This is a genomic window from Pseudochrobactrum sp. AO18b, assembly GCF_000409565.1.
GTDB lineage: Bacteria > Pseudomonadota > Alphaproteobacteria > Rhizobiales > Rhizobiaceae > Pseudochrobactrum > Pseudochrobactrum saccharolyticum.
Window position 1 is genome coordinate 1 of record NZ_ANNO01000038.1, and the last position, 12,924, is coordinate 12,924.

At 52.7% G+C, this 12,924-nt stretch carries 13 protein-coding genes; 5 read left to right on the plus strand and 8 right to left on the minus strand.

Annotated features, from left to right (window positions below; all coding sequences use genetic code 11):
- The 8 genes from accD to A918_RS0101730 form a co-directional block, all read right to left on the minus strand.
- A partial coding sequence (gene accD, locus A918_RS0101690; RefSeq protein WP_022709379.1) for an acetyl-CoA carboxylase, carboxyltransferase subunit beta occupies positions 1–882 on the minus strand: 882 nt, incomplete at its 3' end.
- Positions 883–999: 117 nt separating this feature from the next.
- Positions 1,000–1,839: a tryptophan synthase subunit alpha gene (trpA, locus tag A918_RS0101695; RefSeq protein WP_022709380.1), complete on the minus strand. Its 840-nt coding sequence runs from the start codon at positions 1,837–1,839 to the stop codon at positions 1,000–1,002.
- 2 nt (positions 1,840–1,841) lie between these two features.
- Positions 1,842–3,086 carry a tryptophan synthase subunit beta gene (gene trpB, locus A918_RS0101700; protein ID WP_022709381.1) on the minus strand — a complete coding sequence of 415 codons (1,245 nt, stop codon included), beginning with the start codon at positions 3,084–3,086 and terminating at the stop codon, positions 1,842–1,844.
- A gap of 49 nt (positions 3,087–3,135) precedes the next feature.
- Complete coding sequence (locus A918_RS0101705; protein ID WP_022709382.1) at positions 3,136–3,798, minus strand: phosphoribosylanthranilate isomerase; 663 nt, start codon at positions 3,796–3,798, stop codon at positions 3,136–3,138.
- A 67-nt stretch (positions 3,799–3,865) separates the two neighbouring features.
- Positions 3,866–4,663 (minus strand): M48 family metallopeptidase, encoded by a 798-nt coding sequence (locus tag A918_RS0101710; protein WP_022709383.1) that lies wholly within the window; start codon positions 4,661–4,663, stop codon positions 3,866–3,868.
- A gap of 102 nt (positions 4,664–4,765) precedes the next feature.
- Positions 4,766–5,197 carry a DUF2852 domain-containing protein gene (locus tag A918_RS0101715; RefSeq protein WP_022709384.1) on the minus strand — a complete coding sequence of 144 codons (432 nt, stop codon included), beginning with the start codon at positions 5,195–5,197 and terminating at the stop codon, positions 4,766–4,768.
- Positions 5,198–5,377: 180 nt separating this feature from the next.
- Positions 5,378–6,523 (minus strand): benzoate/H(+) symporter BenE family transporter, encoded by a 1,146-nt coding sequence (locus A918_RS0101725; protein ID WP_028233245.1) that lies wholly within the window; start codon positions 6,521–6,523, stop codon positions 5,378–5,380.
- 33 nt (positions 6,524–6,556) lie between these two features.
- Entirely contained in the window at positions 6,557–7,324 is a 768-nt protein-coding gene (locus A918_RS0101730; RefSeq protein WP_028233246.1) for a carboxylesterase, read from the minus strand.
- 367 nt (positions 7,325–7,691) lie between these two features.
- Here A918_RS0101730 and infC point away from each other — a divergent pair, with 367 nt between their 5' ends.
- From infC to pheT, 5 genes are all read left to right on the plus strand, one after another.
- Positions 7,692–8,231, plus strand: coding sequence for a translation initiation factor IF-3 (gene infC / locus A918_RS0101735; RefSeq protein WP_075653946.1), 540 nt, complete (start codon positions 7,692–7,694; stop codon positions 8,229–8,231).
- A 308-nt stretch (positions 8,232–8,539) separates the two neighbouring features.
- A complete protein-coding gene (rpmI, locus tag A918_RS0101740) occupies positions 8,540–8,743 on the plus strand; it encodes a 50S ribosomal protein L35 (protein ID WP_028233248.1) in 204 nt (67 codons plus the stop codon).
- A gap of 24 nt (positions 8,744–8,767) precedes the next feature.
- Positions 8,768–9,169 (plus strand): 50S ribosomal protein L20, encoded by a 402-nt coding sequence (gene rplT, locus A918_RS0101745; protein WP_022709387.1) that lies wholly within the window; start codon positions 8,768–8,770, stop codon positions 9,167–9,169.
- A gap of 178 nt (positions 9,170–9,347) precedes the next feature.
- Positions 9,348–10,457: a phenylalanine--tRNA ligase subunit alpha gene (pheS, locus tag A918_RS0101750; protein ID WP_022709388.1), complete on the plus strand. Its 1,110-nt coding sequence runs from the start codon at positions 9,348–9,350 to the stop codon at positions 10,455–10,457.
- 20 nt (positions 10,458–10,477) lie between these two features.
- Positions 10,478–12,895, plus strand: coding sequence for a phenylalanine--tRNA ligase subunit beta (gene pheT, locus A918_RS0101755; protein ID WP_022709389.1), 2,418 nt, complete (start codon positions 10,478–10,480; stop codon positions 12,893–12,895).
- The last annotated feature ends 29 nt before the right edge of the window (positions 12,896–12,924 follow it).

The following is a 12,924-nucleotide window of genomic DNA, read 5'->3' on the forward strand; positions in this document are numbered from 1 at the left end:
ATCTTCAGCAATAGCAGGTTTTACTTCGGCTGCAGGCTGCTTCATCATGATTTTCAGGATGCGGGCAACGGTTTCTTTCATCTCAAGACGAGAAACCACCATATCGATCATGCCGTGATCCAGCAAATATTCCGCGCTCTGGAAGCCTTCCGGCAGCTTTTCACGGATCGTCTGTTCAATCACGCGTGCACCGGCAAAACCGATCATTGTGCCCGGTTCAGCAATATGAACATCGCCGAGCATGGCATAAGAAGCGGTTACGCCACCAAATGTCGGGTTGGTCAGAACCACGATATAAGGCAAGCCTGCTTCTTTGAGCATTTCCACGGCAACAGTGGTGCGCGGCATCTGCATCAGTGACAGGATGCCTTCCTGCATACGGGCACCGCCGGAAGCGGTGAACAGTACCAGCGGGCGTTTCTTCGCAATGGCTGTTTCTGCTGCTTTGATGATCGCATCACCGGCAGCCATACCGAGGGAGCCGCCCATGAAAGCGAAGTCCTGAACGGTGGCAACAATCGGCAGATCTTCAATCGTACCCAGCGCATTGATGATGCAATCATCCTGCTGCGTGCGGTTACGATAGTCCTTCAGACGATCAACATATTTCTTTTCATCGCGGAATTTCAGCGGATCTGTTGCAACTTTAGGGTTTTCCAGAACCTCATATTTGCCTTCATCAAAGAAGAAACGCAGGCGGTCTTTGGCCGGAATGCGCATATGATGGCCGGAAGCAGGGATCACCCACTGATTGCTTTCCAGATCTTTGTGAAACACCATTTCACCGGTTGACGGGTCCTTGATCCAGAGATTCTCCGGCATATCCCGACGCCCCAGCATGGAGTTGAGCTTCGGACGGACATAATTCGTAATCCAGTTCATATGGGCTTTCCGTTGTTCTTAATTCCTGAAGTCTTTGTGTCTTTAAACATAAATCGTATAAAACACAAAGAAAGCCGCAAATTTGCGGCACTTTGTTAATTATCTGTTTTACGCTGCTTATTGGGCAGGAGCAAGGCGGGCGCTGCGAACACCGGATGCAAGCTCGCTGACAACAGCAGTTGCGGCGGCAACAGGATCACCCTGAACCTTGTCATTGGCATCCAGTGTGGCGGCAATGGCAGCCACAATTGCGGAGCCGACAACCACGCCGTCAGCCGATGCACCGATTGCTTTTGCTTGCTCGCCTGAACGGACACCAAAGCCCACGCAAACCGGCAGGTCTGTGTGGCTTTTTATCCGTGCAACAGCTTCACTGACCTGTGCAGTATCTGCCAGCGCCGAACCGGTAATACCATTCATCGACACGTAATAGACAAAACCGGAAGTGTTTTCGAGCACTTTCGGCAGACGCTTTTCATCTGTTGTCGGGGTAGCCAGACGAATGAAATTGATGCCGACTTTAATGGCCGGAATGCAAAGTTCTTCGTCCATTTCCGGTGGCAGATCGACAACGATTAGGCCGTCAATACCGGCTTCCAGCGCATCTTTGATGAAGCGCTCAACACCGTAAATATAGATCGGGTTGTAATAACCCATCAGCACGATCGGTGTTGTGTCATCGCTCACGCGGAAATCACGCACCATCTGCAGGGCTTTCGGCAAAGTCTGGCCAGCATGCAGCGCGCGCAGGGCTGCTGCCTGAATGGCAGGACCGTCTGCCATCGGATCGGAGAAGGCCATGCCGATTTCAATCACATCAGCACCGGCCTTTGGCAGGGCTTTCATGATTTCAACAGATGTTGCGTAATCAGGATCACCGCCCATGAAATAAGTGACCAGCGCAGGGCGTCCCTCAGCGCGAAGTGCCGCGAATTTCTCATCCATACGTTTTGTCATGATTACATTTCCATTCCGAGAATTTCGCCGACTGTGTGCACGTCTTTATCACCGCGGCCGGAGAGATTGACGATCATGATCTGATCCTGATCCATTTCCGGTGCCAGCTTCAGAGCCTGTGCAATTGCATGGGAGGATTCCAGTGCCGGAATAATGCCTTCCGTGCGGGTGGTGATCTGGAAAGCTTCGAGCGCTTCATCATCCATAATCGGCACGTAATTCACGCGGCCGGTATCTTTCAGCCATGAATGTTCAGGGCCTACACCCGGATAATCGAGACCGGCAGAAACCGAGTGACCTTCAAGAATCTGGCCATCTTCATTCTGCAGCAAGTAAGTGCGGTTGCCATGCAGCACACCTGGATTGCCCGCGGTCATGGAAGCGCAATGCTTGTCACCATCCAGACCAAGGCCACCGGCTTCAACACCGTAGATTTTAACCGATGTATCGTCGAGGAACGGATGGAACAGGCCGATCGCATTGGAACCACCGCCGACAGCGGCAATAATCGCATCCGGCAGACGACCTTCACGCTCCAGCATCTGTTCACGGGCTTCCGTGCCGATCACGGCCTGAAAATCGCGCACCATTTCCGGATACGGATGCGGGCCGGCAGCCGTGCCGATCAGGTAATAGGTGTCTTCCACATTGGTGACCCAGTCACGCAGGGCTTCGTTCATCGCATCTTTCAGCGTGCCGTTACCGGCGGTCACGGCATTGACCTTCGCGCCGAGCAGCTTCATGCGGAACACATTCGGCTTCTGGCGCTCTACGTCGGTTGCGCCCATATAGACCACACATGGCAGGCCAAAGCGTGCCGCAACGGTGGCCGATGCCACGCCGTGCTGACCGGCACCGGTTTCCGCGATGATGCGGGTTTTGCCCATGCGCTTGGCAAGCAGAATCTGGCCGAGGCAGTTATTGATTTTATGGCTGCCGGTATGGTTCAGGTCTTCGCGTTTGAAATAAATCTTCGCGCCGCCTTTGCCGCCTTTGGCTTGCGCCTGTTCACGCACATAGCGGGTCAGCCCTTCAGCATAATAGAGTTTGGAAGGGCGACCGGCATAATGGGTGGAGAGTGCCTGCAATTCGGCTTTGAATTCCGGGTCTTCTTTGGCTGCATCATAGGCAGCCTGCAGATCGAGGATCAGCGGCATCAGGGTTTCAGCAACGAAACGCCCGCCGTAAATACCAAACATGCCGTCTTCATTCGGCCCGGTTTTGAAAGAATTGAGCTCGCTCGACATGAGATATGCTTCCGATCTTTGATTCAAATGGATGCCTGATAAGGCAGTCTTATTTTGTATTGCTTGCTTCACGCACAGCTGCAAAAAATGCATCAATCAGTTTGATGTCTTTTTTGCCCGGCTCGCTTTCAACACCTGATGAAATGTCGATAGCAAAGCTGCCTGTTTTGGCAAGAGCCACATTAATATTTTCTGCGTTCAGACCGCCTGAAAGCATGTAATTGCCCAGATCCTGCCGTGCTTTCAGAAGGTTCCAGTCAAAAGAGACACCATTGCCGCCCGGCAGTTCTGAACCCTTTGGTGCCTTTGCGTCAAACAGAAAACGGTCTGCAATGCCCTGATAGGGGGCAACCACATCAAAATCACTGTTTTCGCGGATGGAAAAGGCTTTCATCACCGGCAGGCCGTAGCGCTGCTTCACCTCAGCCACCCGTTCCGGTGTTTCATTACCGTGCAATTGCAGAATATCCGGCTGTAGCACAGCGACAATTTCGTCCAGCTGCGCATCATCGGCATTCACAGTTACAGCGACGATTTTCGCTTTGCCACGGGCAGCAGCGGCAAGCCTGGCTGCTTGTGCAGGCTCGAGATGACGCGGGCTTTTCGGGAAAAAGATGAAACCGATATGGCTGGCGCCGTTTTTCAGCACGGTTTCCACGGCTTCCGGCGTTTTTAGGCCGCAGATTTTAACTTCGATAGCGGAGGAGGACATTTGCTTAATTTCAGACTGTTTATTGAGTAGGTATGGAGTTTAGCGCGTAAAAAGCCATAGGGACAGCTTAATCCGTCACTGAGGCAAAGGAAACCGCATGGAGCGCACTGCCATGCCGTTTGAGCCATGCCCGTGATGTTGGTGTATCAGGGCAGAGTCTGGTGCAAAGCGCCCAGAAATCCGGCCCGTGATTCATTTCGATCAGATGGGCAACCTCATGAGCGACCAGATAATTGATCACCTCTGCCGGTGCCATCATAATACGCCATGAAAATGCCAGATCCCCCTTCGAGGTGCAGGAGCCCCAGCGACTGGTTGTGTCTTTAAAGCGCACGGAAGTTGCCGGTTTACCGATGCGCCCTGTGTGCACCAGCACCAGCCCGTTAATATCGGTTTTAGCCAGTTTCTTCAGATAGTCGGCAATGCGTCGTCCCATATGCTGGGCATCGCCATGCACAATCAGAATGGCTTGACCGTTTTCATCGTGATCCTGCCTTGTGGTGCCACGCTTTGCCGGTTCATGCACGATCCGGTGCGAAATGCCGCGAATATGAATGGTGCTGCCGTCCATAAAAGGCACAGCGACGGGTACTTTGGAAACTTGTGCTTCAATCCAGCCGTGATGACGGGCAATGAACAGATCAAGCTCACGCTCCGGCAGGCGCGGCGGAACGGTAACACGGATAGCTTTGCCGCCGGTTTCAATGCGCAGGGTCAGTCTTTTGGCGCGCGGATTTTCCCAGACACTCAGCGGCAGACTGCGTCCCGCAACGGAATAAGCCCGCTCGGCACGCAGTGCTTTCGGTGCAGGCTGTTTTTTCGCTGCTTTTTTGAGCGGAGGTTTGCGGAACAAGGACAGGATCATGCGGGGATCATAGGTGATTCGCCAATGGAGTTATAAGCGGAACTATAAGAAAGACGCATCTGCCGATGCGCCTCTGAGATAGTGTGTAAATATGCGCGCTGGTTACAGCTCAATCACATCATCTTTTGACGTGTTTTTGCGGCGTTCAGCCATGAAGCGTTCGAATTCTTCACGGTCGCGGGCGCGGCGCAGTTCACGAATATGCGCTTCAAATTCAGAGCGGGCTTCATCAAGCTTGCGGCGTTCTTCATCAAGGCGTTTCAACTCTTCATCACGCCAGTCATCAAAGGCACTGTTGCCGGTCGATTGCATGCCGCCGGTGAAGCGGGAGAAATCCTGACCTTTGCGGCGGCATTTGCCGACAAATTCATCAGTTGCCTGATTGATGTCGCGTTTCACGCCGGGCAGACGGTCGCCCCAGATGATATAAGCCAGCATGGCAAGACCAAGCGGCCAGAAAAAGATAAAGCCTAAGACCATCAGTGCAATTGTTGCCGGTGTCCAGGCTGGACGGATCAATGCGGATGTGTTCATGAGATGGCTCCGTAAATCAGCTTGATGATCCGAAGTAATCATCAATCGCTAAAATACGTGGTGTGTACGGAGCCGGAATTCAAGAAAAACCCCGCAAAATCGGTGTTTCTGCGGGGGCAGCAGATCGGTTTTACCGACGTTTCAGAACTGATTTTTAAACTTTTTCAAAGCTTTAAATTCTCAGCGAAATTTTGAAAGATATTCCGATCCGGCAACGATCAGACCGGCAATCAGTGCCCAGAAGGCCGAGCCGATGCCTAAGATTGTAATGCCGGAAGCCGTGACGGCAAAAGTGATAATTGCGGCAAATCGCTCGTGTTCGTTTTTCAAAGCAAGCGACAAGGCATTGATGAACGGGCCGATCAGCCCCAGACCGGCAATCAGCATAATCAGCGCCGGTGGCAGTACGGCAAAGACGGCAACCAGTGATGCGCCGAAAATCGCAAAAATCAGATAGCACAGTGCATAAAACGGTCCGGTCAGCCAGCGTTGTTTCGGATCGGGATGTGCATCATGACCGGTACAGATTGCTGCTGAAATCGCTGCCATATTGCTGGTATGGGCACCAAAAGGTGCAGAAATCAGCGAGACAAGACCGGTTACCTGCAGGCAGGCTGCTGTTGGCGGTTCATATCCGGCAGCGCGCAGCACGGCAAAACCGGGCAGGTTCTGGGATGCCATGGTCACCAGATAAAGCGGCAGTGCCAGCCCGATCATGGCGGACAGAGAGAATTCCGGCACAATCATCGTCAGAGTGGAGAGTTCCGGTGTCGGCAGATTGTCCGCACGGCCGAGCAGCAATGCGAAAATCACACCGCCGATCAGCACACTGATGACAGCCATTGCCGGATTATAAAGGCGGATAATCAAAAACAAGCCGATCAGCGGCAAAACCAGCAACGGGTCGAGCGACAGGGTTTTGGCAGCATTGATCACAAAGCTCGACAAAACACCGGCCAGCATTCCGGAGGCGATGGATGCGGGAATTCGCTCGACAAATTTTGCCACCGGTTTGATGAGGCCGGTGATGATGATGGCGACGGCCGTGACGATGAATGCGCCGACAGCCTCCTGCATGGTAAAGCCGATGCTGGCACCGATTAGCGCCAGCCCGGGTGTCGACCATGCGGTAATGATGGGGATGCGGTAACGCCAGCTGAGATAACCGGACGAGACAGCGAGCGCCAGTGATATGGCTGTGACCCAGCTTGCTGTCTCGGCCTGCGTTGCACCAAGTGCAGTCGCTGCCGCAATAATCAGCGCTAAAGTGCCGCCAAACCCGACAAAAGCCGCGACCGTAGCCGATGCTACCACTGAAAACCGCATGATCCCCTCCCGATTATTGCAGGCTTTTTATTGTTATATTTGCGCGATCATGGCTTCCACAGTGCGTGTCAGCAAATCAAGATCCTGTGGGCGTGAGAGGCGGTGATCGCCGTCGCGGATCAGCGTCAGTGTCACATTATCAACCGGCAGATGTTCAACGAGGCGCAGCGCATGGGCATAAGGCACATCAGGATCCTCCATCCCCTGCAGAATATGCACGGGGCAGCCGGTTTCAATAATGCCGTTGAGCACCTGATTACTACGTCCGTCCTCAATCAGATTTTTGGTGTAGATATAAGGCTGTGGTGAATATTCTGACGGCTCTTCCATATAGCCTTGTGTTTCAAGCTGGTTCTTCTGATCTTCCGTCAGCGCCGGTTCCACCAGAGCTTGAGTAAAATCCGGAGCGGGGGCAAGCAGGATCAGACCGGCAGGCTTCTCACCGGCTTTGATGAGTTCCTGCACTATCCGCAGCGCAATCCAGCCCCCCATCGAGGAGCCGATCAGAATCTGCGGGCCGGTTGTGAAGGCGCGATAGGTGGCAAGGCTCTGTTCCAGCCAGAGCGAGATTGTACCGTCTTTGAATTCACCGCCGGATTCGCCATGGCCGGAATAGTCAAAGCGCAGCATGGAATGATTATGCGCTTCCGCCCATTGATCGAGATGCTGGGCTTTGCCGCCGAGCATGTCGGAGCAATAACCGCCGAGCCAGACAAGACCGGGAGCTTTGTCACCTTTTCTGTGACGCAAGGCGATTGATGTGCCTTTGACATCAAGAAACTGCGGGGCCTGATCGGTCATGGGGTACTCCTGACTATGCTTATAAGTTTAGGCGTATAAAATTTGTTTGGTGGCGAAACATTGCTGTCACAAGCTATAAACTTGAAATTCTGCGAGGCAATGCTCATTTTAAAAGCAGCCATACAGATGCCGATTTCTCATCATAGTAATGAAACTGTGATGAGAAGCAGCTTTTAAGCCGGTTTTCGGGTGATTTTACTGCATTGATATTGCCCCGAGGGGGGTGATTTGCATTTCAAAAGATGCTATTGACTTTCGCGCTGCCCTGCGTGCCTTAGACAGGCTGAAGATGCAGCTGCGGTATTCGTAGCCCGTATCCGGACATGAATTCACCGTATATGTTTAATAATTCGAGGAGAATACGACCATTCGCCGACCGTTCAGAGCGACGCCGGTCCAGAAAGACGGACCGCGCTCCAACCGAGATATCCGGGTTCCCCGGGTTCAGCTTATTGACGCCGAAGGCCAGAACCATGGCACAGTGACGATTCAGGAAGCCATTGCACTCGCTGAAGAGGCGGGTCTGGATCTTGTTGAGATTGTTCCTAATGCGGAGCCGCCGGTCTGTAAGATCGTTGATCTTGGCAAGCTGAAATATCAAAACCAGAAAAAAGCTGCCGAAGCGCGTAAGAAGCAAAAGACGGTTGAGATCAAAGAACTCAAAATGCGTCCGAATATCGACGATCACGATTATGAAGTGAAGTTGAAGGCTGCAGGACGTTTCTTTGAAGACGGAGATAAGGTCAAAGTTACTTTGCGTTTCCGTGGCCGTGAAATGGCGCATCAGGAACTTGGCATGAAGCTGTTGCAGCGTGTTAAGGAAGATACTGCGGAAATCGCTAAGGTTGAAGCAGAGCCAAAGCTTGAAGGCCGTCAGATGATGATGGTTCTCGCACCGCGCGGATAAGCATAACAGTTTCTGTTTTGTAAAATGAAATAGCCGCCTACGGGCGGCTTTTTATTTAGACTCTTTAGAGTTGCTTTTTACTGTATTTATGCGTATTGAAGCGCTGTTCAAACCGACCGGCAGGGCATGCCGTGGCGGTTTTGTATGCTTTTCGGGCTTTGGTCGGCCTGAAAGTACAATCGAGTCTTTGTCTTATGCAGACAAAACGTCTTGAAAATAAGCCCCGGAGTGCAGTGCACGAGGGGGATTTAAACAAGAGGCGTGGAGTATCGCAGATACGACAGGGACTAAAATTAAGGAGTAGCAAAATGCCCAAGATGAAGACCAAATCTGCTGCCAAGAAACGGTTCAAAATCACCGGTACTGGTAAAGTGATGGCTGCTGCAGCTGGCAAGCGTCACGGTATGATCAAGCGTTCAAACAAGTTCATTCGCGATGCACGCGGCACCATGGTTCTCTCCGAGGCCGATGCCAAAGTTGTTGTCAAGAATTACCTGCCGAACGGCCTGTAAGCATTAGTTTAAGGATATCATACTATGGCACGTGTTAAACGCGGCGTGACAGCTCACGCAAAGCACAAAAAAGTCCTGAAGCAGGCTGAAGGTTTCCGCGGTCGTCGTAAAAATACGATCCGCACTGCTAAAGCTGCTGTCGATCGTTCGAAACAGTATGCATACCGCGATCGCAAGAACCGCAAGCGCACTTTCCGCGCTCTGTGGATTCAGCGTATCAATGCTGCTGTTCGCATGCATGGCCTGACCTATGGCCGTTTCATCGATGGTCTTGCTAAAGCGAACATCGAAGTAGACCGTAAGGTTCTGTCGGATCTGGCTATTCATGAGCCAGCAGCATTCGGCGCGCTCGTTGCATCCGCAAAGAAAGCGCTTGAATATCTGAAAGACACAACTCCAAACGCTTTTGAGTCCGCTGTCAACTAAGCCAGCCGCTCTTCCAAAGCTTTTGAAATTGTATTTGGAGAACCCGCGCTGGTGGTACTGGCGCGGGTTTTTCGTTTGAAATAAAAACGATACCGGATGGAGCAGAAGCGGCTTACGCATTGTTTCATGCGAGAAAAACAGATGTTGTTGCACGGCACAATTATCAAGGATCTGAATAATGAGCGATCTTGAACAACTCGAACAGGGCATTTTGGCAGAGATTGCCGCTGCCGGTGATGAACAGGCGATTGAGGCCGTGCGTGTTGCCGTTCTCGGCAAAAAAGGTTCGGTTTCTGAAAAGCTGAAATCGCTGGGCGCAATGAGCGCTGAAGAGCGCCAGACACAGGGGCCGGCCATTAATGGTCTGAAAAACCGTGTTACGGATGCGTTGACGTCACGTAAAGCCGAGCTGCGTAAAATTGCAATTGCCGAGAAGCTGGAGCGCGAGAAGGTCGATGTGACCTTGCCGGTGCGCCCTTCCGCTGCATCGCGCGGTCGTATTCACCCGATTTCTCAGGTGATTGATGAGATTACGGCAATTTTTGCCGATATGGGTTTCTCTATTGCCGAAGGTTCGGACATTGAAACCGACTATTACAATTTCACGGCGCTGAACTTCCCTGAAGGTCATCCGGCGCGTGAAATGCACGATACATTCTTCTTCCAGCCGGATGAAAATGGTGAGCGCAAGCTGCTGCGCACCCATACTTCGCCGGTACAGGTACATACGATGGAGCGCTTTGCGAAACTGCGTGAAAGCCAAGGTCGCGATGAGCCGATCCGTATCGTTATTCCGGGCAAGACCTATCGTATGGATTCCGATGCCACCCACTCACCGATGTTCCATCAGGTGGAAGGTCTGGTTGTCGATAAATCCTCGAATGTTGCCAATATCAAATGGGTGCTGGAAGAGTTCTGCAAGGCGTTCTTTGAAGTGCCTTCGGTCAAGATGCGTCTGCGTCCGAGCTTCTTCCCTTTCACTGAGCCGTCGATGGAAGTTGACATTCAGTGCGATCGCTCCGGTGGCAATGTGAAATTCGGCGAAGGCAATGACTGGCTGGAAATTCTCGGCTGCGGCATGGTGCATCCGAATGTACTGCGCAATGCGGGCTATGATCCTGATGTCTATCAGGGCTTTGCATGGGGCATGGGGATCGACCGTATCGCGATGCTGAAATACGGAATGCCTGATCTGCGCGCTTTCTTTGATGCGGATGTGCGCTGGCTCAATCACTATGGTTTCCGCCCGCTTGATCTGCCGACATTGTTCGGCGGTCTGAGCGCGTAAATACAGGAAGGTATAAACAGATGAAATTCACGCTTTCCTGGCTCAAGGATCACCTTGAAACCGACGCCACGCTGGAAGAAATTCTCGAAAAGCTGACAGATATTGGTCTGGAAGTGGACGGGGTTGATGACCGTGCGGCCTTCAAAACATTTAAAATTGCCAAAGTGCTGACAGCTGTTCAGCATCCGGATGCGGATAAGCTGCGCGTCCTCACTGTTGATACCGGCGAAGGGCAGCCGGTACAGGTCGTGTGCGGTGCACCGAATGCCCGCGCCGGTCTGGTGGGCGTCCTTGGTAAGCCTGGTGACTATGTGCCGGGTCTCGATGTTACTTTGTCTGTCGGCAAAATCCGCGGTGTTGAGAGCTTCGGCATGATGTGTTCCGAGCGCGAGCTGGAACTGTCTGATGAGCATAACGGCATTATCGATCTGCCGGAAGACGCGCCGGTAGGCATGAGTTTTGCGACCTATATGGGCATTGATGATCCGGTCATCGAAATCGGCCTCACACCAAACCGTGCGGATTGCACCGGTGTGCATGGTATTGCCCGTGATCTGGCAGCAGCCGGTCTCGGCAAGCTGAAAGGTGATGTGATTGCACCGGTTAAAGGTGCAGGCGCTACACCGGTTAAAGTTATTCTCGATCAGGATGCTGACAAGCCGTTCTGTAACGGTTTCTCGCTGCGTCTGGTAAAGGGTGTTAGAAACGGCCCGAGCCCGAAATGGTTGCAGCAGCGCCTCACAGCAATCGGTCTGCGCCCGATCAATGCACTGGTGGATATCACCAATTATGTGACCTTCGATTATGGCCGCCCGCTGCATGTGTTTGATGCTGCCAAAGTGCAGGGCAACTTGACTGTTCGCGCTGCCAAAGAAGGTGAAACCGTACTGGCACTCGATCAGCGCGAATATAAGCTGTCTGCAAATCATTATGTGATTGCTGATGAAAAAGGCGTGGAATCCATTGCGGGTATCATGGGCGGTGAACATTCCGGCTGCGATGAAAACACCACGGATGTGCTGATTGAATCCGCGCTCTGGGATGCGCGTATGATTGCGCGTACCGGTCGTGAGCTGGGTATCATCACCGATGCACGTTATCGTTTTGAACGTGGTGTTGATCCAGAAATGATGGAATCCGGTGTTGAACTGGCAACAAAACTGGTGCTGGACTTCTGCGGCGGTGAGCCAACGGAAACAGAGACTGTCGGCTATACGTCATACAGCCCGCGCGCGATTGAATTTCCGGTATCGGAAGTCAAACGCCTGACAGGTATTGAAGTTTCCTATCAGGAATCTGCGGATATTCTGGCACGCCTCGGCTTCGCGGTTGAAGGTGACGGCAAGGCTGTTTTGCAGGTCAAAGTACCGTCATGGCGCGGCGATGTGGAAGGCAAGGCTGATCTGGTTGAAGAAGTGATGCGTATTCACGGCATCAATCAGATTGAACCGCAGCCGCTGCCGAATATGGGCAGTGTAAACACAAAAATCCTGACCACTTTGCAGATCCGTACCCGCCTTGCCAAGCGTATTCTGGCAACACGCGGCATGATGGAAGCGGTGACCTATTCCTTCATTTCGGAAGCACAGGCCAAAGCTTTCGGCGGCGGTAAACCGGAACTGAAGCTGGCAAATCCGATTGCATCCGATATGTCGGATATGCGCCCTTCGCTGCTGCCGGGTCTGTTGTCCGCAGCCCAGCGTAATGCGGATCGCGGTTTTTCTGATCTGGCGCTGTTCGAAGTGTCGGGTACCTATGAAGGCGACAAGCCGGAAGACCAGCGCCGTGTGGCTGGCGGTATCCGTCGCGGTACAGCCGGTGTTGAAGGTGCAGGCCGCTTCTGGTCCGGCAATGCGCAAAATGTTGGCGTGTTTGATGCCAAAGCGGATGCACTGGCGGTTCTTGAAGCCTGCGGTGCGCCGGTTGACCGTATTCAGATCGAAGCCGGTGGTCCGTCATGGTATCATCCGGGTCGTTCCGGCACGCTGAAGCTCGGCCCTAAAGTGGTGCTCGGTTACTTCGGTGAGTTCCATCCGGATGCACTGGAACTGCTTGATGTTTCGGGCGCTCTGTGCGGCTTTGAAGTGTTTATCGATGCGATCCCTGAGCCAAAACAAAAATCCGGTGCTACCAAACCTGCTCTGACACTGTCGCAGTTCCAGAGCGTGAAGCGTGACTTTGCTTTTGTTGTCGACAGCACTGTTGATGCAGCAGCGATTGTCCGTGCAGTGAATTCCGCCGAGAAGAAGCTGATTGCCGGTGCACAGGTGTTTGACATTTTCACCGGCGCATCGCTGGGTGAAGGCAAGAAGTCTGTGGCTGTGGAAGTCGTCTTGCAGCCGCTTGACCGCACACTGACCGATGAAGATCTGGAAGGCGTAGCCAAGCGGATCGTCGAAGCTGTTACCAAACAGACCGGCGGCACATTACGCGGCTGATTTAGCTAATATAGAAAAAAAAAAACACC

What these genes read in the sequence shown, in the direction of transcription:
- trpA (WP_022709380.1), bottom strand. Translation starts at nt 1,839, where the DNA reads ATGACAAAACGTATGGATGAGAAATTCGCGGCACTTCGCGCTGAGGGA.
- trpB (WP_022709381.1), bottom strand. Translation starts at nt 3,086, where the DNA reads ATGTCGAGCGAGCTCAATTCTTTCAAAACCGGGCCGAATGAAGACGGC.
- A918_RS0101705 (WP_022709382.1), bottom strand. Translation starts at nt 3,798, where the DNA reads ATGTCCTCCTCCGCTATCGAAGTTAAAATCTGCGGCCTAAAAACGCCG.
- A918_RS0101710 (WP_022709383.1), bottom strand. Translation starts at nt 4,663, where the DNA reads ATGATCCTGTCCTTGTTCCGCAAACCTCCGCTCAAAAAAGCAGCGAAA.
- A918_RS0101715 (WP_022709384.1), bottom strand. Translation starts at nt 5,197, where the DNA reads ATGAACACATCCGCATTGATCCGTCCAGCCTGGACACCGGCAACAATT.
- A918_RS0101725 (WP_028233245.1), bottom strand. Translation starts at nt 6,523, where the DNA reads ATGCGGTTTTCAGTGGTAGCATCGGCTACGGTCGCGGCTTTTGTCGGG.
- A918_RS0101730 (WP_028233246.1), bottom strand. Translation starts at nt 7,324, where the DNA reads ATGACCGATCAGGCCCCGCAGTTTCTTGATGTCAAAGGCACATCAATC.
- rpmI (WP_028233248.1), top strand. Translation starts at nt 8,540, where the DNA reads ATGCCCAAGATGAAGACCAAATCTGCTGCCAAGAAACGGTTCAAAATC.
- rplT (WP_022709387.1), top strand. Translation starts at nt 8,768, where the DNA reads ATGGCACGTGTTAAACGCGGCGTGACAGCTCACGCAAAGCACAAAAAA.
- pheS (WP_022709388.1), top strand. Translation starts at nt 9,348, where the DNA reads ATGAGCGATCTTGAACAACTCGAACAGGGCATTTTGGCAGAGATTGCC.
- pheT (WP_022709389.1), top strand. Translation starts at nt 10,478, where the DNA reads ATGAAATTCACGCTTTCCTGGCTCAAGGATCACCTTGAAACCGACGCC.